Genomic DNA, 21,555 nt, shown 5'->3' on the forward strand with positions numbered 1-21,555 from the left:
TTGACGTTGAGTTATGTGCTTTAGTAGTGGTTGTTGAACATAAATATTATTGGTGACCGAGAGCCTGTAAGAGTCTATCTATTACATCAGGATCCATTTGCTTCAGAGATTCACCGTCATTGACAACCTTGTGAGTGAACTCTTCAATGTCTGATTCAGAGAGTATATCAGGTTCTTTTTCCTTCTGTTTATCGACTAACTGCTGGGCTTTTGTTTCATGATATTCCTGGACTGCGTCATACAGTTCATCATCAATTTTACCGATCAATGAAATAACCGCATCATACCGTGTTTCTATCGATTGGTCAAACAATTTATGCATCATTACGGCTTTGGCTTCCAGTTCAATTTTGTTTTGCACATTTTCTTTTTCATCGTTTCGTGGCCTGTTCCAGTAGGACGATTTACATTTGGGACATACACGCGGTTCTTTGGGAGATGAGGATTTCCACTCATAGTTACATCGATAACAGTGATTGCCCTTTATCCAGACATTATATCCTTCTTCACTTAATTTTATGAAGTCAATGTTGCTCATACTACTATGTTCATTTTAAGGATATATACCATTTACGGATATATTATTTTTCAAATCCGTGTTTAGATTGCGATTTTACCCAATTACATGTCAGAATGTTTTGAAAAGTAAACCTTATATTTGAGTACGTACTACCAATAACTATGCCTGATAGTAATATATTATTAGGTATAGTCGATTTATCGATGATTATTTAGGAGATAAATATGATGGATGAAAAACATTCAAAAAAGAATACAATTAAACATGAACAAGGTAAACTAAAACCAATCCCAAAGTAGAAAAGTTCGAGTGGAACTGAATGTGATAACGATATCGCAATTGATCCATTGGAATCTATAAAAAGCAATCTTGGGGAGATTGTGGAAGAGTGCATGGAACATTTCATGGAAATCGGTTCACAATACCCACAAGAACTCATTGAAAATAATGAAATGATTAACGGTCATCAAAATGCTGCCTCCAGAAAAAGATCTATTGACCAAAGAAGAAAAATGAAAGGATTGTTACTTGCAAAAAAGAAGAATGTAAGTGAAACAAAGTCTGGTTGGATAGTAAAAGGCAGCCATGGGTCCAAGCATTTAGTTACCATCAATTCTGAAGGGCACTATTCATGTAGCTGTGAAGATTTTCGAAATAGCAATTACGTATGTAAACACATACATGCAGTAAGAGCAGTAGAAAGTGGAATTATTCTCCCATCTATATCAACATTGGAAAAACAATTGAATAGCCTGCGTCCACACATAAAGGAGTGCACACAAAACTGGTCTGCGTACACCAATGCACAGAGTTCCGAAGAAAGACTGCTTTTTGAAATCTTGAAAAACATATGTTCAATGATCATAGAACCCACTGAGAAAAAACGTGGAAGACCAACCATCCCAATTCAGGATGCTATTATTGCAATGGTATGTAAGGTATATAGTATGAAATCGGGGAGACGTGCGGAACATGATATTGAAATTGCATATGAAAAAGGATACATAAGTCGGAAACTGCGTCATACTACAGTATCAGATTATATGATAAAGCCCGAGATGACATCAATATTAACAGCATTGATTGAACTCGTGAGTACACCATTTATCAACATTGAAACAACATTTGCAATGGATTCATCAGGATTTTCCACAAAAAAACACGAGCCTTGGAAACAATTTAAGTATGGAATAGAAACCAAGAAACGAAAATGGTTGAAAGCTCATATAAATGTCGGCGTTAAGACAAATATCATAGCAGCAGTAGCCATAACTGATAGTAATGAAACAGACCAGAATAAATTTGAACAACTATTCACTGCCACTTTAGAAAATTTCCATGTTGATGAACAAATGGCAGATGGTGCATACTGTACTCGAGACATCTTTGAAGCAATTGATGGAAGTGGAGCCAAACCTTTCATCCCGTTCTCAGATCATTCAACAGGTAACCCCAAGGGTGTCTGGGTATGGACAGAGATGTATGAGCTTTTCCAGCAAAACAAAATAGAGTTTCTCAAGCATTATCACAAAAGGAACAACGTAGAAACCACATTTCATATGCTAAAATCTAAATTTGGTGAAACACTAAAAAGCACATCTGAAAGTGGACAGGTCAACGAAATTCTCTGTAAGATCCTTTGTCACAATATCTGTGTGTTCATTCACGAACTCTATGAATTAAATGTGTCAATTGATGATCTGTTCGAAAAAAAGCAGAGTATGCCATTCATGCATGTTGTTAATAATAAGGGAATACATGTGAGCTATTCTCACTAACATTATTTCTTGAAATGAATCACGCTGAAGGTGATTCATTTAATTCGCTTTTTAATTTGAATTTGGATTAACAACAAGCATTACGTCATGCGAACCTACCATTTTTCCTAAGAGCTATAGCCAAAAACATAGGGCAAATATTGGTATTTCTTAGCTTGTCCGAAAATTCGGGTTGTTGTCCGAAAAATCGATTTGTCCGATAATTCACATTTTTGTCCGAAAAATCGTATTTTTGACCGATAAATACACGATTTTTGGTCAAAGCGAAAAGCATCATAAAAACTTTATACCCGTAACATTTACTAAATATTATGGGAACGCTAAAAATTACAATATTAGTTTCATTATGCATAATTTCATCGCTTTTTCTAGGTTGTGTTGAAGATTCAACTGTAAGTACAAATGCTACATTAAATACAGAATCAGTCGATGATTATGATATTGCAGCTGCAAACAATGCTTTTGCTTTTGATATGTATTCAATGATTAAGAATGAAGATGAAAATATCTTCTTTTCACCATACAGCATCTTCACCGCGATGGCTATTTGCTATGATGGTGCTGAAGGTTCCACAAAAGAGCAAATCTCAAATGTGTTTTACTATCCTCTCAGCAAACCTGTTCTCGAAATAAGTTCAAAAGAGATGATAGATACAATCAATTCTGACAATGATAACTATGATCTTAATACGGCAAATGCTCTCTGGATACGAAAGAATTATCCTTTAAATAAACAGTTTGAATATAACTTGAATGCCTATTATGATGGAAAAGTAACAAATGTAGATTTTAGCAATGAACCAGAAAAGTCTAAAGACACCATCAATGAATGGGTTTCAACAAACACCAATGGCAAGATCGAGGACATAATTTCGGATGAAATGATAGATCCCCACAACACAGCCATGATCATTACAAATGCAATTTACTTTAAAGGAAAATGGGTCAATGAGTTTGACGTAGGCGATACCCACAAGGAACTATTCTATAAGTCATCTTCAGACAAAGAAGGAACTCTCATAGATATGATGTATGCAAGGTAGTATTTTAATTACAGTGAAAACGACGATGCAAAAATAGTAGAACTGCCTTACAAGGGTAAAGATCTATGTATGTATATTGTTCTTCCTAAAGAGAATAATATTGGAGATTTTGAAAACAGATTTGTGCTTTCTGATTATAATAAACTCAAGTCAACTATAGATTTCGAAAAGGATGTAAGGATCTGGTTACCCAAATTCAAATTTGATACAAAAACTGAATTATCAAATACACTGAGAGATATGGGAATGGCAGAAGCTTTTACGGACAACGCAAATTTCTCAAGTATTTATGATAGCCAGAAGGTGTCAGATGATTACGGTTTGTCCATAGATGATGTGGTTCATCAGACATTTATCGAAGTGAATGAAAAGGGCACTGAGGCAGGAGCAGCGACTGCTATTGAAGCAGTTGACAGTGCACATATGCCAGGACAAATAATGGAATTCAAGGCCGATCATCCTTTCATGTTCTTTATTGAAGATAAGAGAACAGGATGTATCCTCTTCATGGGAAAAGTCGAGAATCCTGAATATGAGGAAATGTCATAATGACATTTTCTCAATATAATTTTCATCTTCAGTCTAAGATCATCATTCCTTCACTAATTGACCGAATAATACTGATTTTGTCCGAATATTCATGATTCTGTCCGATAAATACCCTCTTTTTCGGACAAAGCGCATTTTTTCAGCTTCTAACCATAATTGACATGGAAAACTCTTCTGTTATTATGCCTGGTTATTTGATATTTTTAACAGGTGGATGAAAAACGCAGAATACTTTCACCCCGCTTGGCAGTCCTTAATATATTCAGAAGTAATACTGGTAATTGAGGTGAAATATATGGATGATTTCTTTACAGAATTAGTAAACAGGGCAAGATACTATGAACAATTCGAAGAATTCGTAAGAGCACACAAATGAGCTCGTTTAAGTACTGGCCGTAGTTCCTCCATCCCGTCAGGATTGTTTACTTTCGCTGCGGCCCTCTTTTTTAAATTGTTTTTCTGTTGAATAATTCCTGTTTACTTCTGTTTTGATGTATCCGAATGTGTTCGGTGATCAATATTGACTTTTACTCGTTTTACGAACCTTATTAAGGAAACGTGTTGTACGATGTTTTTGCTTCATTTTTTGTTCAGCCAGACGTGACTGGTATGTGCGAATTGAACGTAAGAAGTCGATCTTGCGGAACTCCGGCCAGAATGGTGCACAGAAGTATGCGGCGCATTCGTTCCCGTTGGCCTGCCACGGAAGGAAATTTGAGATCCTTTCATTTCCTCCTGTGCGTATTATAAGGTCAACGTTAGATACAGCTGCTCCTTCTGCAGGATAGAAATGATCGCCAATTGTGTTCTCGTCAATATCTTCCAGTGATAACTGGTTCTTCAGTACCTTATCTGCCATTTTCCTGACAGCCTGTACGATATCCTGTCTTCCGCCATAAGCGAGTGCAACGTTCAGGTTGAATTTGTCATAATCCTTTGTCGCCTTTTCGATTCTTTCAGCTGATTCCTGAAGATCCTCCGGTAGGAGGGTGCGTTCTCCTATCACTCGCACTCTGATCTTTTTTTCATGTGTCCGTTCGCTCTCTCGCATATGGTCAAACTTCTTTCCTATAAGCTCAAAGAGTTGAACAGTTTCATCGGTGGAACGATTGAAGTTCTCCGTAGAAAATGCATAAATAGTAAGTTCCTTAACACCGATCTCGTATGACCATTCTATAACCTGCTCGGTTATATCGGCTCCTCTTGTGTGCCCGTAATTTGTCTTTTTCCCAAGTTTGTTAGCAAACCTGCGATTTCCGTCCATTATTATGGCTATATGTTCGGGAACATGTCCACTCTTAACGTCTTTTGAAAGGGACTTTTCATATGTGCTATAGAAAAGGTTCAGTATGGATCTCATCATGAAGATTCCACCCAATGAACTAGTAAAAAAGATTGGTTAACATCCTGTAGATGTTTAATAGTTGTCAAGAACCGCTTTAACTATAGGTTTATAGTCTTCTTTCAGCAGGTATATATTATGGTCACCGGTAACATCTATACTGAGTATGCCAAGTCGTGTGTTCATGAGACCAACCATTGCTGAAACGCCTCTGTAACTCACATCAAATTTTTTCTCATTAAGATGTTTGTAGACATCGCCTGTAGTGAAGGTTCCTCCTTCCAGGAAGAGTTTCAAAACATCTTCACGTATACCTGTATCGTCGCGGCCTAAATATTTAATAAGCCTTGCTTTAACCCGGTCTTCAATAGTCTCCAGCACAAACACCTCATTTACATCTATGTAATTTCTATTTATAAACTTATGCTAATTTATTTGTTTTATGATACAGAACGCGTTTCCACTACAACATTAATCCTTATAAATGTTGGTATCAGAGTGGGATCACCTCAACGACCAGTCCGTTCTCAAAAGGGTATCTCTCAATGATCGATGGGACAAATCCTTCATCTTTTAATTCTTCTGCCATATCCTCGATGAGCCACCAGGGCAACTCTATAGTTTTTTCCTTTATTTCGAACATGTCGTCAGATAGTTCGAACTGATGTAATACCTTGACCATCCTGTCCGTTTCGGCACCTTCAATGGATCCATATACAATGGTTCCTTCTTCCGTTATCTCATCGATCTGGCGTGCTGTCTTTCTGGCTATCCTGAGCAGACGCTCACGAAGCTGCCCTGCATCCTTGTATCTTGACGAACAAAAATGTATCTTTGGAACATTGTCTGCAAGTTCGATCGCATATGCTTCCGATCCTTCCACGGCGTTGCTCATGTCGTTCTTAAGCAGGAATTTCCTCTCTTTCATAGCAATTGCATTTGTATCTGCGAATTCGAGTTCATTGAGGTTCAGGAAACAACCTGTATCTATGACAACATCCCTTACATCGTTCACTCCTTCTATGGAGGGAATTTCCATGCCCGCTTCCATGCCAAGTTCAATGGAATTTTTTATTGCAAGTTCAAATTCAGACCCTTTGAGTTTCTTCCATGATTGTTGTGGGGGATGGAACCTGATCTCATCGAGTCCTGCTTCGGCGAGGGATTTCAGTAGATTTCTGTCAGGGGCGATTGAAGTGTACAGATGTATGTGATGGTCTTTACCAAACTGTTCTTTCAGAAGTTTGATGTAATGCAGGACAAGGTCCGATCTTATAAGTGGCTCTCCACCTGTAATGCCTGTTCCCAAAGCATCCATCTGGAGCACTTCCTTGATAACATCCTCGTCACTTTTCACCAGACGTTCATTGGCATATGTCACATCCTTCTTTCGTTCCTCTGAAAGTGGACAATAGAAACAGCCTCTGCCGCATATACCGGTGATGAAAAGCACCATCTTGGCACCTTGCTGGCATAGTTTACAGCCTTCTGTGAGATAATTGTAGAAAGACCCTTTATCCGTATGGATGATCTCTTTCATATTGTCGTTCATATTTCCTCTTTGTATAAGTCTGATTTAGATGCAAAAGTGTATCTATTTTGTGATATTATTGTTTGAAGATGAGTCAGACAGAAGGCTGTATAGCTGTCATCGGATGCAATAATTGTGGCAAATGTGATAACATTTGTCCCTACGGAGCTTTACAACGCAGGGACGGAAAGGTAAGCATCGATTATAGCAGATGCACGGTTTGCATGAAGTGCATCAAAGTCTGTCCTGTAAAAGCTCTTGTCTATGTGGATTGATCTCTCTTTGAATGTTGTTTTTGATAATTCAATTTTGAATATCAATCCCTTATGATTGCTTTTTGAATATCGGGTTTTGGAGATCGTTTTTTGAAATGGTCTTTTTGTTTGTCGTTTTTATCTTTAGCTTGAAAGACTGCTTTCCGGATATTTTCATATAAGTCCTCTGAAGAATATCCTTGAGACTATTGCAGTGACAGTAAAAACGATTATGGAGATCGGCAGTGATTGCCCGAGATCGTACATGAATTGTGTTCTTTCTCCTCCATTTTCGATCGTGCTTGAAAATCTCACAAGAATTGCTGTAATTAATATCAGGTATATTCCAATTGACAGCATGAACAGGTCCGGTGATATTGTCTGATCAAGATTTTCAGGAGATATCTGCGCAGGTCCGGGGACGATGTTCTGGGGAAGTTTTGAAATTCCTTCTGCAACGTTCTGGAGGATCCTGGAGATAACTTCCGAGAGCGCTATGGTCACACCTGCGATAAGTGGTGCAAATATACAAGCGGTCGTTCTCATTGTTGATGTCATATCATACAATGAGTGCTTGATGTTCTTCTCCACGGCCTGCAACTCTTTCAGGTGATCAGCAAGTTTGATGATCGCAATACCTGCCGATAGATGACTTTTGTGCACACTTTCCGTGAACATGATCATTGTAGTCTGGATCCTGTCCGAATATATATCCTTGAAAGCCCCGAACTCCTCATCGAATATTGCTGAACGTATGTTCGTTCGCATGGTTATCAGGTTGATGGAGATCCTTTCGAACACTTTTCCGATATGTGATCCTTTCATGGTTTTAGAGGTGTGTGCAAATGATTCTTCCGCAGAACGCCCCTCTGATATCCTTCTGCCGAGTATGAACAATGCATCTGCAAATTCACTTTCCATCTTGTGGATATCGTCGCGTATCTTCTTGTATGGTGAATATGCCGCATTCATGTAGATGGAAAAAGCAATTACTATTCCCCATATGATGAGCAATGTTGGGGGCATTATTCCTTCAAGGGTCGCTGTTGAAATTATGTTCAGGGGATTTCCAAGATATGTGTAAATGTAGCCTGAAAAACTGACGAATGCCCCGATCATAATTGCCATGGTAGTTGCAACTTTTCTCTTTTTCCTTATGTCCTTTAGTTGGGGGTGGCTTTCCGGAATGGCCTGGGGAAGAAATGTTGCCGGTCGCTGCATCAGGATATATTCAGCGTACACAAAAGTCGCAAGTGGCAGTATCACATTGTAGAGTACTACAAGGGTGAAAGCATCGAACCTTATTCCTACAACTGTAATTGCAGGAAGTAATGCCACAAGTGCCAGGGGAATAAGTATGAAGATCGAATACAGGACGTATGTTGGGGTCTTCAGGCGTGCTGCATACTGTTCCATCATTTCCTTTGTACCATCCAGTACGATGTCAAGGGCACGGTTTAGTGTAATAACTCTCTGGGCTTCATCAGGTTCGCTGGTTGAACTTTTGATCAGGTGAAGGGAACGTTTGAAATGTTCACTGTTCTTTCCCCACATCTCTGCAAAATCCAGCAATGCATCATCCATGCTTGAATACATGCGCACCTGAAGGTTCCAGAGCATCTTCCTGAGATCATTTGCAAGTGGCCTGTTTGAGTTCAGTGCAGCAAAATGGATTGCTTTTTCCATGTTAGAGACCAGCCTCATGGACATTACCACGTAGCTCAGGACCTCGGGTATGTCTCCTATGGATCGTATTTTCATGTACTTAGCATGTATCTTCACATATTCGCTCAGGTAGAGCAGTATTCCGAAGGGTACAAGCAATGTCATCAAAGCTACGAATGTCAGTACCGTTGGGTTGAATGTGGTGATCTGGAACAGTACTGCATCCATGATGAGGAATAAGATAAGGGCCATCAACGAACCTGCGTAAGAGAAAAGCACGGTTTCGAATGGTTCGATCACAAATCCTGTAAAGATTATCGCATCCCTGTATTCCTGACTGACCGATCCTTCTGCCTTTTTAGAAAAAGCATCAATGTCTTTTATGAATCTGGAAAAGTGAAGTGATGTGAACTTGCACCCACGCACATACCAGTTCTCTGACATTCCTGTTCCCATTTTATCACTCCTCTTGGATTCTGGTGGAGGTGAAATTATCAAACCAACTGTTCCATTTATCATAGACTCTTTCATAGTCCGGTCCATGGGGGCTGTTCTTTTCCATATCCATGTACAGCCAGAATATATTGTTTGCTTTGCTCACCATATCTGCTTCCACAAGTCTGGAATCCAGTGAACCCGCATGGGCAATTTTCTGTTTTATCCTTGCTCTTATGCGTATGTTGAGCGATGCCTCATCAATAGAGATTCCCCATTTGCGTGCGATCTTCTCAATAAGCTGGGATTGTCCCCTGTCCAGTATGTCTGTGGGGATCAATGAGTCATCAGCAGCACTGTATCGCATGATCTCTGTAAATATCTCCTCCGGGTCAGCATCCTCATCCCAGGCAGTGGTAACCTCTGAGATCTGTGTGAGCCTGCGTTTCTTGCTCATGCCTCCTCCGACCCGTGTGTTGGTACAGACCACCACTGCATCAGTTGACTTGAAAGATGCAGGTGGTACTCCAAGGGTGTGCACTATACGCTCATAAACCGCTCTTGTGGATGCTCCGTGTATGGTTCCCAGGACAGAATTGCCTGCTGTACCTACCTGCATTGCTTCATAAAGCACTTTGACCTCAGGTCCCCTGACCTCTCCAATAACAAGCGAGGAATTTCCAAGACGCAGGGCTGCTCGTAATGCAACATCAGGGCTTACTTCTATACTGGTGTTCAGTATCGATGAGCGTGAGTTCATACCCTGTATCTTCCATCCCAGCTGCTGCAGTTCCTCAATGGGGATCTCTCTTGTGTCCTCTATTGTCAGGATACGGTATTTCTGAGGGATCTCCATCATCATTGCAGATAGTAGTGAGGTCTTGCCTGCTCCTACATCTCCTGCTACAAGTATCGATGCTTCCCCATCCATGAGGAAGCTCAGGAGGCCGGCTGTAAGCGGTGAGATCGATCCGGTATTGATGAGCTTTGGCAATGTCCATGGCGTTCTTGCATGTTTCCTGAATGCATAAGCAAGTCCATTGGCACTTAGGGGATCACCGATAACGGATACACGCACTCCAAATTCCGGAAGTTCCATCTCCAGTATGGGTGTTGCTTCTCCGAAAGGTCTGCCGCTAATAGCCCGGAATCTTGAGACCATGGAGTCCAGGTCGTCCTGTGAAAGAAAAATGTTGGTGATACATTCATCTCCATCCACTACCACATGGACCGGGTTGATGTCTGCAGGTGCGTTCACATAGACATCAGTGATCTTCGGGTCTGAAAGCACATCTTCCAGTATTCCCAGTCCGGTGGTGTATTTTGCAAGAATGTCAGAATATGTCCTCATTTCAAGTGGGTTAAGCGTTATCCCATGAACATTTGAATCCTCTTCAAGCATCTGTTTCCCGATCCTGCGAATATATTCTCTTGAGTTCACAGGATCTGCGAAGTTCATGTTGTCAGGGCGGAACCTTATCAGCTTTTTCCTGACCCTTTCGATAAGGCCGAGGTCTTCATGCTTCAGGTTGTATTCAAGGGGAATTGCCATGTACAGCTTTTCAGGTCGGTCCGTCATCTCATATATGGAGATCTGAAGCATCCTTCCATCATTGTTCCTGACGTCATAGCATTCCATGAATTGGGTATTCTCGGGTGGTTCCGTATATATACGGGATGATGAAAAGGCGGGTCTTACGTGAGGCTTGATCTGTTTATCGTAATCATACTCAATTCGATCATTATCATTGCTACCAATGCTACCAATGCTATCATCTTTGTCAGGATCGATGTCATTGTCGCAGACACTTTCACAGGTAATGTCGATGTTAAGTTCAGAAGCTATGTCCTGCATTTCCCTGATAATTGAGTGGTAGTTTGCAATACATCCGGGGCATTCCTGGTGGTCAGGAATCTTCATCATTTCAATGTCGCTCTTTTTTAGGAGTTTGTATGATGCCGTAGGTTCACTCTTTGAGCAACTGATGATATTATTTACCAGTTCTTTTCTATGGTGCAGGCAGTCGGCATGTTCTCTGTGTGAACAATTGCATGTGACTCGAACATTATTATAATTTGCAAGAGTATCTCCCAGCTTTGCAAGTTCATAAAGGGTAGCAAGTTCCTTTCCTTCATAATCTCGCTCGTAAAGATGAGAAAGAATAAGCCTGTTGGATATGGGTTCTGTAAGTATGATGTTGAATATCATCTCAAGGCAGACTGGATCATTAAGGGTGGAATTGTGACTGCATTGAGAACAATTTATCTCTATGGTCCTCTGGTTCTTCGTCTGGCGGACCTTGTACTGACAGATATTTTCAGATTCGGGTTTCCTTTTTCGGATCGGATTGTGCAAATAACTTAGGAGTTTCACGTTTTTTATCCTTGGATGATTTGCACAAGCATATTGTCAGCAATTATTAAAATATTCCTAGATTCTTTAGTCTTCATATAAATTTAATACTGGTTCTATAATGTAAGGTAGATTCAGTTGCTAAAAATGGGTGAAGAAAGGCAGGAATTCTGATAATTCAGTTTATTTCCTTTCTTCTTTTTGTCGGCTCAGTTCAGACTACTGTTGATCAGGGCTGAAGTGCCCTTATGTTCAGATCGCTCAAACGATCGGATGGTCGTTCTTGTCTCCCCTTCCAATTCCCTTGTACACAAAACCATTATTGATGTACGTGTCCGGATCCACAACATTTCTTCCATCGACAATTACTGTATTTTCCTTTCCGGTCAACTGCTTTAGTTGTTCTGGTCCAAGTTCAAAGTAACCTGAATGCCCTGTCATTATTGCAATAACATCTGCATCTTTTACAACTTTATTAAGGTCCTTTATGATCTCAACGTTCGGGTAACTCAGAACATGCGGGTCGTGTACTAAAACCTCTGCTCCATCCTCTAACAGAAGGTCCCTGTAAGGCTCTGAAGGCGGGTTACGTGCATCGTCGGAATCATTGAGAAATGCCCATCCAAGAATAGCTACCTTTGAACCTTTCACTTTCTTATCGATTCGTTCTAAGGCTTCGCTAGTAAGGTGATGCATGTGTTTTGGCATGAAGTCATTTACCTTTCTTGCAAGTACAAAAATGGAATCCATATCCTCCGGGTAATCCAGTGTTCCTTCGCTGGTTGTAACTCCTCTTTCGAGGTGGTATGTATCCTTGGTCAGGCAATGCCCTCCCACTCCTGCGCCGGGGTAAAGTATTGCACGTGTGATCCCTTCACCTTTGAGGCTATCGATCCCTGCTCTCACATCGTAAACATTTATCCCCATGGCTTCACAGTACAATGCCAGTTGGTTAATGGCTGCTATCTGCAGGTCCCTGAATGTGTTTTCCGCGGTTTTGGTGACCTCTGCAGCTCTTGCTGTCATTGGTATGATCTTGCCTTTTGTGAGTACCGGGCTGTAAAGTTCCACGGCGCGCTTTGTACTGGCTTCATCGATGCCACCTACAATGCGGTCATGTTCCTGTATGTTCTTCAGCAGGCGGCCTACCATGACTCTTTCCGGTGCATGTGCAAGTGCAAAGTCCTCGCCGGCTGTAAGTCCGGATTCCTCTTCAAGGATCTGCCTGGCAAGTGTATCTGTAGTTCCGGGGGTGATGGTAGATTCCAGTACTACGAGCATACCTTCTTTCAGGTATTTTCCTACATTTCTTATGCCGTCAGTAAGTGCACTAAAATCTGGCTGGAGGCTTGCAGGGTCTGAGAAAGGTGTTTGTATTGCAAGTGTAACTGCATCGAGTTCGGATATTCTTGAAAAGTCCGGTGTGCATTCGAACTTGCCCTCGTCAACTACGTTCTTTAGCAGCTCTTCAAGGCCGGGTTCCTCTCCTTTTAAAGGACTCTCTCCATTGTTGAGCATCTCGATCTTGTAACCGGAACTTTTGGAGTCCCTCTGGAATCCCAGAATATGGTCAAATTTATCGGAGTTGGCAAAAAGAGCAGCTGCAGGAATTCCCACGTATCCCATTCCAAGCACTCCTATCTTTTTGATAGGACCTCTGTTTTCAAGGATTGAACCTAATTTATTTGTCATGGTTACCACTATCTCAATTTTATATTAATGTATATACAAGTACCATAATATATATTCATTAAATAGTATTTAGTCTTTTCAAGTAAACGATCTATCACTTGATGAGGCCTTTAGATGAAAGGACAGAATTAACAGCATCAACCAGCTTTGTTCTTTTCTCAAAGGTTGAACTGATCGTTTCTGTCACTCTAAGGATCGGTACTCTGTATCTTGTTGCGATAATGTAACTTATTAGGGCCAGGACAATGCCTCCGATCATATCAGTTATCCAGTGTATTCCGAGATAGAGTATCGTAAATTGAATAGCAACTGTGGTTGCCAGTGAAAATATCTTAAACCTCGTAAGATCGGTTCTGAATATCATCAACATGGCCATGACGGATAATGCTGCATGAAGGCTGGGGAAGCAATTGTCAAGGAATGGGTCTACAATTGTAACGCCTTGCAGGATTATGGGACTCAGGTCATACAGCAGGGGGGCAACGTTTGGCAATGTAAAACCTGTTACAGGCACAGGTACATAAATGTAAAATGGCAGAGCTACCAGATAGATCGTGACGAAAGCTATGGTATATTCCTGCAATACTTCAAGTTTCTGTGTGTGCATTAGCAACAGGAATGTGAAGATCAACAGGAAAGAAAATCCGATCAAATATATGGCTGCACTGGCATATGTCAGCATAGGACTTGCAAAAATCTGGAAATAAGCGACTGCATCACCTTCGATGAGTATCATATATTTCGCATAGTTGGTGTATGCTCCTTTATCCAGAAAATTTACAATTACAAGCTGTGATTTCACAAGAATATATACAAAACATGCTGATATTAAATATGGTAATTTATCTAGAGATAGCATCCATCTGTAGTTATTTTTACCATTATTTTTGAAATCTTCCGGCACAAAGATATAATACGCCACAGCTATCATACAGATCAGTATTGGCGTCATTATTAGAGACATTAGATATGAAGCTGTCATTTCCTATCCATCCGTGTCGTTCAATAAATCGATCCGACAGGCTCTAATTAAGCATATTCCGGGTATAAATGGTTTATGTACATCTAATCAAAATGATGCTCAATAATAAAATAATACTTTTAAAATAAATAATGTTAAAATAAGTTCTGATATGCAGGAAGCGATGTAAATATTTGATTTAAGGATTTGATGTAAGGGTATGTTACATGAGTTGCCAAAAAACATTCATGTAACAAGTATGTCTTATACAGCTTAGATCATTTCTTTTGTTCTTTTTTTTTCTGAACTATTTTTTCCATCTTTTTAGCCCACATATCTTCGTTCATATCAGTGTACTCGCATTCAAGATAGTGTTCAACAGCGATGGTTAGTGCTTCTTTTGTAGATGAGCTGTTGCATTTTTTCTTTAATTCCTGTAGTTGCTCTTCTGCAAGGACCGTTTGTGCGTGTACTATCTTCATATGGTTTTCTCCTGTTTTGAAGTGGTTAACTCTAATGCCCCCTCATAATTATAATTATATATAATCTTGTCGAATTCCACTTATGGGAAGTTTAGTTTTCAAATGATCAACGAGGTTCCTTTGTCTAGCATTTTAACCAATAAGTTTAAAAGAATGATCGACATTACAGGAGTATCGCGAGGGCGTGTGGCCTAGCCAGGATATGGCGGCAGCCTCCTAAGCTGTAAACCAGGGGTTCAAATCCCTTCACGCCCGCCATTATTCTATCATTTTTACAAATAAAGGAGCTTGCATCTTGATTAGGAAAGCTGAACTAAAAGACGTTGATGCTATCAAAAAGATCATCAATTATTATGCAAGTCAGGACCAGATGCTACCTCGATCGGTCAGTGAACTCTATGAGGCGATCCGCAATTTCTATGTTTATAAAGTAGAAGGGGAAGTCGTTGGTTGCTGTGGACTGCAGGTGCTATGGGTGGACCTTGCCGAGGTCCTGTCCTTTGCGATACTTCCGGAATATCGGGGAAAAAGGATCGGTACTCAACTTCTGGATGCATGTCTTAATGATGCCCGGGAACTTGGTGTTACAAAAGTATTCACATTGACCTATGCACCTGTTTTTTTTGAGAAGAACGGGTTCAGCCGTGTGGACAAATCTTCCCTTCCTCATAAGATCTGGAGCGGCTGCATCAAATGCCATAAGTTCCCGGATTGTGATGAGATAGCGCTTTCCATGGATATTTCCTGATCTGATAGGCGATGTGTGGTATTTATAAATCGTAAGATATATCTGTTGAGCTGGTTTCAGTAACCACGGGATGATCATAATGATAAAGACACGTATCAGAGATTTCATTATTACGAAAGATGACTGGATATTTGCAGTGGCTGACTACTTTCATCCTGATGGGGTGAGGTGTGTACTAAGGTACGTTCCGGATGAATCCGGTGACCGTCAGCTGAATGGAATGAAGTATCGTAAATATGATTTCGATGTTGCTTTTGACTTTATGCGTGAGAACAAACCTGAATGGGTTCAGGATGTGCATATAGTTCCCGAAGATCAGGTCAAAAAAGTTCTTTATCCTCCTGATCCTGTCCCTGAACTCATAAATCAGGATGAGAGGGTGAAGGCTGTTGCAGATGTGCTACTCAGTGCTGGTATTCCTCTTGAAAAAATGGGCGTTACCGGATCGTTCCTTCCTGGGTTGCAAAATAAACAGTCTGATGTTGATTTTGTTGTCTATGGCAATGATTGGTTTAGGGCAAGGGATGCAATTTCAGCTGCGAAGAAGCAGGGTGGCTTTATCGAGGACATCGATGAGGAAATGTGGCATCGAATATACAACAAGCGCATCCCTGAGATCTCTTATGAGGAATTCATTCTTCATGAAAAACGCAAGGGTAACAGGGGAATGGTCGGAGGTACCTATTTCGATCTGCTGTTCGTGCGCGACTGGGATCAGATCATTGAGCCACTTTCACGAGGTACAGACGTTGGTACTATGAGGATCGAAGCAACAGTTACTGACGATGAACTTGCTTTTGATAATCCTTCTGTTTACAAGGTTGACCATGATGAGATCGATCATGTGTTGTCATATACTCATACCTATGCAGGGCAGGCTCTGGAGGGAGAGGCTATTGATGCACAGGGTGTCGTCGAACAGGTTGGTGACATTAAGAGACTTGTAGTGGGCACTTCCAGAGAGCCAAAGGGTGAGTGGATAAGGTCCCTTACGTTACTTGAAAAGAACAGTTAAGAATGGGACGCCAGCGTTCCAAAATTCATATTTATGTTGTCTTTATCAGAAAGGGATTGTATTAGATAATAAACACTTGGAAAATAAACAATTACAAAAAAAGGTTAACAACGGAGGCAGGAAAATTAACCTCCTCCTGTTGCCTGGAATACTTCTTCCAATGTGGTTGATTGTGCATCTTCGGCTTGCCTTTTGATACGTTCTTTCATCTCTTCTTCTGAAATTGCGTATTCTTTGCCTGCACTTGCTTTTTTATCTGTGATCTGTAGAGTGTCCACCCTGTAATAAAGTTCGGTTGTATCGAGAAGTGCCCATGTGCCTTCATCATCTGTTTTGATTTCGGTAATTTCCCCAATGGTATCTGTATTGATATACCTGACATTGCTGCCAATAGTTATTGGGGCACCGTTTACGTCAACAACTACATCGGCAACTGAAGCCTCTTCATCCAAGATGTGATCTCTCCTTAATTGTTCTCTATCTCGTCTCTTAGTTTTCCGAGAAGTGCAACCCTTTCTGCAAATGCATTATGCCTGTGTATGCTCTCTTCGTTGATCTGTTTGATCGTAACAATAGCCTCGTCAGGGACATGTGTGAACTCGCTGACAATTTTCTTTGCCATTGTCCTGACACAATCTTCAACGAACTTAGGGTTCTTGTGAGCTCTTTCCACAACTAGTGCCTCGTCTGAACGTTTGAGAAGCTCGACAATACTGGAGCTCATTGAATTTTCAATGATCTCAATAATAGTATCCAGTGAGATCACTACGTCACCGCTGACCTCAAGTGAGATTATACCACGTCCTCTCTGGTTGTGAGTTGCCATTGGTACCTTGTTAAGGAAATTAATAACGGTCTCAAGGTCAACACCAAGTTCACGCAGTGCTGCCTTTGCATTGTCTCTCATTATTTCCTGAGCGCAAGGGCAGGCGGTCATGCCGACAACTTCTGCACCGATGAGCTTTTTGACATCAATGTCTTCTTCGTTTGGTCTTGTGGCAATAGCCTCTGCAAATATATCTACAACTTCCTGGCACTGCATTTTAGTGGATGGTGATTCTCTTTTGACCACGTATTCACTTTTCATGCGTACTTCGGAGCGGGTGGCATACTCATGCCTGCCCAGAAGGTTCCTTGCAACATCGCTGCAGAGTTCCTCTATCTCATAAACAGGCATATTGATGGCCTTTTCAAGAACCTCATCGATTGCCTCAAAATTACGAGAGAGATTTGCACCTTTACGATCTGAAGGTAGGTCCACGAAGATTTCAAAAGTTGAAATAAGTACGATCGGACGCTTGTCTTTTCGTTTGATCTCAACAAGTTTTTTTACTTCGGTCACACCTACGCGTGTAAGGTTTATAGGTATTTGTGGTTTATTTGCTTGTACGTCAGGGAATTGCGCAACTGGAAGCTCCATTTTTATGACCTCTAATAAGAAATTAAAATAAATTACGTTTAAGTTATGCTTTTGGATTAATAACAATCACAAACATAGTCATTACATGTAAATGTTTTGTTGTGATGCATCATTTTAACACCGGGTGGTGGGTGCCATACTTATATATTTTTTCATCTTGAGCAAATATGGAAGTCCATTTTCATTATTTTTCCGAATCAGTACGTATGACAAATTAACTTGATTTACAGAAACATGATCGAAAGGCAACATTAAAAGAAAACTATTTATACCTCGTAAGTACAAGTACATATAACCGATAACGGGTAAGTAAGGTGATAAAATGTCTGAAACAAGAAACTTTGTGTTACGAGACAGTAAAGGTAAAGAACATGGCGTATTCACCGGTAAACAGCCACGTCAGGCAGCTCTTAAAGTTGCTAACCGGGGCAAGGGTACCAAATCCAAGCCAGAAAAGATCATGCTTCGTGAGCGTGGCACTAAGAAAATACATGTGTTCCTTGGATGGAAGCAAATGGTCGCTGCACCAAAGAACAAACCTGACTGGATGCCTGACAAGATCAATAAGCCATTCGTCAAGAAACAGAAGCCAGGCATTATCAAACTGGACAAGATCTGATCTTCTTACATTAATTTGTGAGGGTCTGCTTAAGGGCCCTGCAAATTCTACTTTTTGAGATATTTGTTCTGTTTCTTTTTTGTTTTATTTTTCTTTTCGTTCTTTCGTTTATCCATAAACTGGTGCTATTCTGGGGGTCAAGGCTGTTCCTATATCAAAAAGCTTTATAATCTGGACTCCGCTATTGTATTCATATGACAGGAAAAAGAGAGAACGTTCTGATCGAAGCTCTTCCTTATATCCGGGATTTTCATGACTCTGTAATGGTGATCAAGGTCGGAGGGCATGCTATGGTCAATCCTTCTGTTATGAACGATATCATGCAGGATGTTGTCCTTTTACGTTTTGTAGGGATCCATCCGGTCATTGTTCATGGCGGTGGGCCTGAGATCACTGAAAAAATGGAGCGTATGGGGAAGAAACCTGAGTTCGTAGGTGGATTGAGGATAACCGATGATGAGACCATGGAGATCGCACGCATGGTCCTTGTGGGCAACATCAATACGAAGATCGTATCCCTGATAGGAAAACATGGTGGAAAGGGTGTAGGTCTTTCGGGAAAGGATGGGAAAATGATAATGGCCAGGAAAAAGCCCACTCAGCGAATTATGATAGAGGACGTCGAGCATGATGTGGATCTTGGCTGGGTCGGAGAGACCGAGATCATCAATCCGGAACTAATTAACATCGTCACAGCCAATGATTATATTCCTGTTATCTCGCCGATCGCAATGGATGCGGAAGGTAATGCATTGAACATAAATGCTGATACTGTCGCCGGTGATCTTGCAGATGCTTTGCACGCAAAGAAATTGATATTAATGACGGATGTTCCGGGAGTTCTCAGGGACCAGTCGGACAGGTCCAGCCGTATCTCCCGCATAAGGGTGGATGAAGTGGAGTCACTGATAGAAGAAGGCATTATAAGCGGTGGAATGATCCCTAAAATGAGAAGTGCCGGAGCAAGTGTTCTTGGTGGCGTGGAGCGCGTCCACATAATAGATGGTAGTGTATCCCATTCTGTCCTGCTCGAGCTTTTCACCGATCAGGGAATTGGTACGATGGTATATCAGGACACGGAATAAACGTGTCCTTATCCATTCTTTTCTTTTTTATTTTAAAGTGCTGATATCTTAGTCCAGTATGGGGCTTCCATAGGTAAGATCGTCCAGCTCAAGAACTTTCTTCCATAGATCCTTACATTCGCAGTTAAGCTCTTCAAGTACCCTCAGGTCCTGAGTTCTGGAATAAAGATGTACGGCATCCGATACATCCCTGCTACATTTCTTACAGTTATGAGGACCACGTTTTGAGCCTGCACCTACCGGGTCTGAAGTGATGACAAGTTCCGGATGCTTCTGCTTCGTTCGCTGAAGTATCTCAACAATGCTCCATAACCAAGGTGGCCTGTATTGACCTCTTTGCCACAGGTGTTCCACATAGGTACCGTTCTGCACATTGCACAGGTTGATGGAAATGGTCTGTGCATGTTCTGCGACATCATCGATGGTCTTGACAATGTCTTCCAATGCTTCCTTTTCCGAGAGGAAAAGTGGTTTTAACAACAGGTACGCTTTCATGGTTACCCCATTGTTCCTTGCCACTGTTGCCGCATTGGTATAATCAGTGAACTTGAATCCCTTGTTTATGGAATTCTTGCGAATATTATCTGAACTCGTTTCAAGGCCGATAGCTACTTCAAATGATGTATCTCCAAGGGCATCAATACAGGACTTCAGGATCTCGTCGGTGACGAATTCCGGTCTGCTTTCAACGATAACTTTGAACACACGTTCATCAGCTGCCAGTTTTCCCAGTATGTTCTTCCTTGTCTCAACAGGTATCTCTTTTTCATCGAGGAAGCTGCCGGATGTGAATATCTTGACCATGAATCGCTCAAGTCTTTCACCTTTATGCATGGCATTTTCAAGCTGCTTTTCAAGTTCTTCAGGTGTTGGGGGAATCTTTGCACTATCATAGACAAAGCCACACATAGTGCAGCCGCCCGCCTTTCCCCACCAGCACCCTGATGTCTTGAAAATGATCGTCAGCGTATCTGCTGTTTCTCCGTTAAAGTGGTCAGTACTCCTCCAGACGGCAGCAGGATAGTCATTAGATGATGGCTTTATACGCTGGCGGTTGCGTATGTCCAGTACGGCTTTGTTAAGTGACATTATTCGAACTCGATTGTTGCAGGTGGTTTTGGTGACAGGTCGTAGAGTACTCTGGCAACAGATGGTATCTCGCCGGAGATTCTTGTCTCGATCTTCTTCAGAGTTTCCCATGGAAGCTCAAGTGCTTCTGCGGTCATGCCATCTCTTGAGCCTACTGCACGGACTGCGACTATCCAGCCATGTACACGGACGTCACCTTTGACACCGGTTCCCTTGCCGATAACTGCGGCGAAGGTCTGCCATGGCTTGAACTGCTCAAGCAGCTCTTCCTCAACGATAGCATTTGCTTCACGAACCACATCCACTTTCTCCTCGGTAACCTCTCCGATTATCCTTACAGAAAGTCCCGGTCCGGGGAACGGCATCCTTTCACATATCTCATCGGGTAGTTCAAGTGCTTTTGCGACCTCGCGAACTTCATCCTTGTACAGGTCATCGATAGGTTCGATTATCTCCTTGAAATCGATACGCTCGGGCAGTCCTCCTACGTTGTGGTGGGATTTGATACCGCCTTCTGATTCGATCTTATCCGGATAGATGGTTCCCTGAATTAGATATTCTGCTTCTAGTTCACGTGCTTCTTCTTCAAAAATACGGATGAATGTCTCACCGACTATCTTCCTTTTTTCCTCAGGGTCTTTTACTCCAACCAGTGCTTCGAGGAAACGGTCCTTGGCATGTATCACCTGAAGGTTCATGTCTGAAAATATCTCTTCGATGACTTCGGTCTCACCTTTTCTCATAAGTCCTGTGTCAATGTAGATCGGGAAGAACATGTCCTCAAGGGCACGGTTTGCAAGGACCGCACAGACTGAGCTGTCGACTCCGCCGGAAAGCCCTACGATCGTCTTTCCTTTAGCTTTTTCTTTTATCCTGTCTATGGCTTTTGGTATGAATTTCTCGACTTTTACCATGAATATGAACTCCGGTTATGATATGATGATGATCAATATTAGTTATTAGTAGTGGATTTG

At 41.3% G+C, this 21,555-nt stretch carries 20 protein-coding genes, 1 tRNA gene and 1 pseudogene; 9 read left to right on the forward strand and 13 right to left on the reverse strand.

Annotated features, from left to right (window positions below; translation table 11 throughout):
• Positions 1 to 46: 46 nt before the first annotated feature.
• Positions 47 to 538: a hypothetical protein gene (locus LI82_RS02000; protein WP_048193292.1), complete on the reverse strand. Its 492-nt coding sequence runs from the start codon at positions 536 to 538 to the stop codon at positions 47 to 49.
• Between the two features lie 329 nt (positions 539 to 867).
• Here LI82_RS02000 and LI82_RS02005 point away from each other — a divergent pair, with 329 nt between their 5' ends.
• The 3 genes and pseudogenes from LI82_RS02005 (at position 868) to LI82_RS12980 (ending at position 4,266) form a co-directional block, all read left to right on the forward strand.
• Positions 868 to 2,298 carry a transposase gene (locus tag LI82_RS02005; protein WP_135607283.1) on the forward strand — a complete coding sequence of 477 codons (1,431 nt, stop codon included), beginning with the start codon at positions 868 to 870 and terminating at the stop codon, positions 2,296 to 2,298.
• Positions 2,299 to 2,609: 311 nt separating this feature from the next.
• Positions 2,610 to 3,890: pseudogene (locus tag LI82_RS02015) on the forward strand (serpin family protein).
• A gap of 214 nt (positions 3,891 to 4,104) precedes the next feature.
• On the forward strand, positions 4,105 to 4,266 hold the full coding sequence (locus LI82_RS12980; RefSeq protein WP_160174926.1) for a hypothetical protein: 162 nt from the start codon (positions 4,105 to 4,107) through the stop codon (positions 4,264 to 4,266).
• A 138-nt stretch (positions 4,267 to 4,404) separates the two neighbouring features.
• On the opposite strand, the gene uppS is transcribed toward LI82_RS12980, so the two are convergent.
• From uppS to LI82_RS02030, 3 genes are all read right to left on the reverse strand, one after another.
• Positions 4,405 to 5,253: a polyprenyl diphosphate synthase gene (gene uppS / locus LI82_RS02020; protein ID WP_052402657.1), complete on the reverse strand. Its 849-nt coding sequence runs from the start codon at positions 5,251 to 5,253 to the stop codon at positions 4,405 to 4,407.
• 54 nt (positions 5,254 to 5,307) lie between these two features.
• Entirely contained in the window at positions 5,308 to 5,619 is a 312-nt protein-coding gene (locus LI82_RS02025) for a DUF2551 domain-containing protein (RefSeq protein WP_177165267.1), read from the reverse strand.
• Between the two features lie 106 nt (positions 5,620 to 5,725).
• Positions 5,726 to 6,784 carry a radical SAM protein gene (locus tag LI82_RS02030; RefSeq protein WP_236622641.1) on the reverse strand — a complete coding sequence of 353 codons (1,059 nt, stop codon included), beginning with the start codon at positions 6,782 to 6,784 and terminating at the stop codon, positions 5,726 to 5,728.
• Positions 6,785 to 6,852: 68 nt separating this feature from the next.
• On the opposite strand from LI82_RS02030, the gene LI82_RS12665 reads away from it, so the two are divergent.
• Positions 6,853 to 7,038, forward strand: coding sequence for a 4Fe-4S dicluster domain-containing protein (locus LI82_RS12665; protein WP_081955704.1), 186 nt, complete (start codon positions 6,853 to 6,855; stop codon positions 7,036 to 7,038).
• A gap of 153 nt (positions 7,039 to 7,191) precedes the next feature.
• On the opposite strand, the gene LI82_RS02035 is transcribed toward LI82_RS12665, so the two are convergent.
• From LI82_RS02035 to LI82_RS02055, 5 genes are all read right to left on the reverse strand, one after another.
• Positions 7,192 to 9,138 carry a hypothetical protein gene (locus LI82_RS02035; RefSeq protein ID WP_236622642.1) on the reverse strand — a complete coding sequence of 649 codons (1,947 nt, stop codon included), beginning with the start codon at positions 9,136 to 9,138 and terminating at the stop codon, positions 7,192 to 7,194.
• A 4-nt stretch (positions 9,139 to 9,142) separates the two neighbouring features.
• Positions 9,143 to 11,491: a type II/IV secretion system ATPase subunit gene (locus tag LI82_RS02040; RefSeq protein ID WP_236622643.1), complete on the reverse strand. Its 2,349-nt coding sequence runs from the start codon at positions 11,489 to 11,491 to the stop codon at positions 9,143 to 9,145.
• 240 nt (positions 11,492 to 11,731) lie between these two features.
• Entirely contained in the window at positions 11,732 to 13,162 is a 1,431-nt protein-coding gene (locus LI82_RS02045; protein WP_048193296.1) for a nucleotide sugar dehydrogenase, read from the reverse strand.
• Positions 13,163 to 13,256: 94 nt separating this feature from the next.
• Positions 13,257 to 13,964 (reverse strand): phosphatase PAP2 family protein, encoded by a 708-nt coding sequence (locus tag LI82_RS02050; RefSeq protein WP_236622644.1) that lies wholly within the window; start codon positions 13,962 to 13,964, stop codon positions 13,257 to 13,259.
• A gap of 437 nt (positions 13,965 to 14,401) precedes the next feature.
• Entirely contained in the window at positions 14,402 to 14,605 is a 204-nt protein-coding gene (locus tag LI82_RS02055; RefSeq protein WP_048193298.1) for a DUF5371 family protein, read from the reverse strand.
• 180 nt (positions 14,606 to 14,785) lie between these two features.
• Here LI82_RS02055 and LI82_RS02060 point away from each other — a divergent pair.
• From LI82_RS02060 to LI82_RS02070, 3 genes are all read left to right on the forward strand, one after another.
• A tRNA-Arg gene (locus tag LI82_RS02060) sits at positions 14,786 to 14,863 on the forward strand.
• 37 nt (positions 14,864 to 14,900) lie between these two features.
• A complete protein-coding gene (locus LI82_RS02065; protein ID WP_048193299.1) occupies positions 14,901 to 15,353 on the forward strand; it encodes an N-acetyltransferase in 453 nt (150 codons plus the stop codon).
• Between the two features lie 79 nt (positions 15,354 to 15,432).
• The gene (locus tag LI82_RS02070; protein WP_048193300.1) at positions 15,433 to 16,368 is read left to right on the forward strand and encodes a nucleotidyltransferase domain-containing protein; all 936 of its coding nucleotides are present in this window, start codon (positions 15,433 to 15,435) and stop codon (positions 16,366 to 16,368) included.
• Positions 16,369 to 16,493: 125 nt separating this feature from the next.
• Here LI82_RS02070 and LI82_RS02075 read toward each other — a convergent pair whose 3' ends face one another.
• Positions 16,494 to 16,820: a DUF2098 domain-containing protein gene (locus LI82_RS02075; RefSeq protein ID WP_052402662.1), complete on the reverse strand. Its 327-nt coding sequence runs from the start codon at positions 16,818 to 16,820 to the stop codon at positions 16,494 to 16,496.
• Between the two features lie 14 nt (positions 16,821 to 16,834).
• Positions 16,835 to 17,788 carry a GTP cyclohydrolase MptA gene (gene mptA / locus LI82_RS02080; RefSeq protein WP_048193301.1) on the reverse strand — a complete coding sequence of 318 codons (954 nt, stop codon included), beginning with the start codon at positions 17,786 to 17,788 and terminating at the stop codon, positions 16,835 to 16,837.
• A 322-nt stretch (positions 17,789 to 18,110) separates the two neighbouring features.
• Here mptA and LI82_RS02085 point away from each other — a divergent pair, with 322 nt between their 5' ends.
• Both LI82_RS02085 and argB read left to right on the forward strand, forming a co-directional pair.
• Positions 18,111 to 18,407: a non-histone chromosomal MC1 family protein gene (locus LI82_RS02085; protein ID WP_048193302.1), complete on the forward strand. Its 297-nt coding sequence runs from the start codon at positions 18,111 to 18,113 to the stop codon at positions 18,405 to 18,407.
• A gap of 194 nt (positions 18,408 to 18,601) precedes the next feature.
• A complete protein-coding gene (gene argB / locus LI82_RS02090; RefSeq protein ID WP_048193303.1) occupies positions 18,602 to 19,492 on the forward strand; it encodes an acetylglutamate kinase in 891 nt (296 codons plus the stop codon).
• Positions 19,493 to 19,540: 48 nt separating this feature from the next.
• On the opposite strand, the gene LI82_RS02095 is transcribed toward argB, so the two are convergent.
• Together LI82_RS02095 and guaA are read right to left on the reverse strand one after the other, a co-directional pair.
• A complete protein-coding gene (locus tag LI82_RS02095; protein WP_048193304.1) occupies positions 19,541 to 20,581 on the reverse strand; it encodes an archaeosine biosynthesis radical SAM protein RaSEA in 1,041 nt (346 codons plus the stop codon).
• Positions 20,581 to 21,495: a glutamine-hydrolyzing GMP synthase gene (guaA, locus tag LI82_RS02100; protein WP_048193305.1), complete on the reverse strand. Its 915-nt coding sequence runs from the start codon at positions 21,493 to 21,495 to the stop codon at positions 20,581 to 20,583. Before guaA ends, LI82_RS02095 begins: the two co-directional genes overlap by 1 nt.
• Between the last annotated feature and the right edge of the window lie 60 nt (positions 21,496 to 21,555).

The sequence above is a fragment of the Methanococcoides methylutens genome, assembly GCF_000765475.1.
Classification (GTDB): domain Archaea; phylum Halobacteriota; class Methanosarcinia; order Methanosarcinales; family Methanosarcinaceae; genus Methanococcoides; species Methanococcoides methylutens.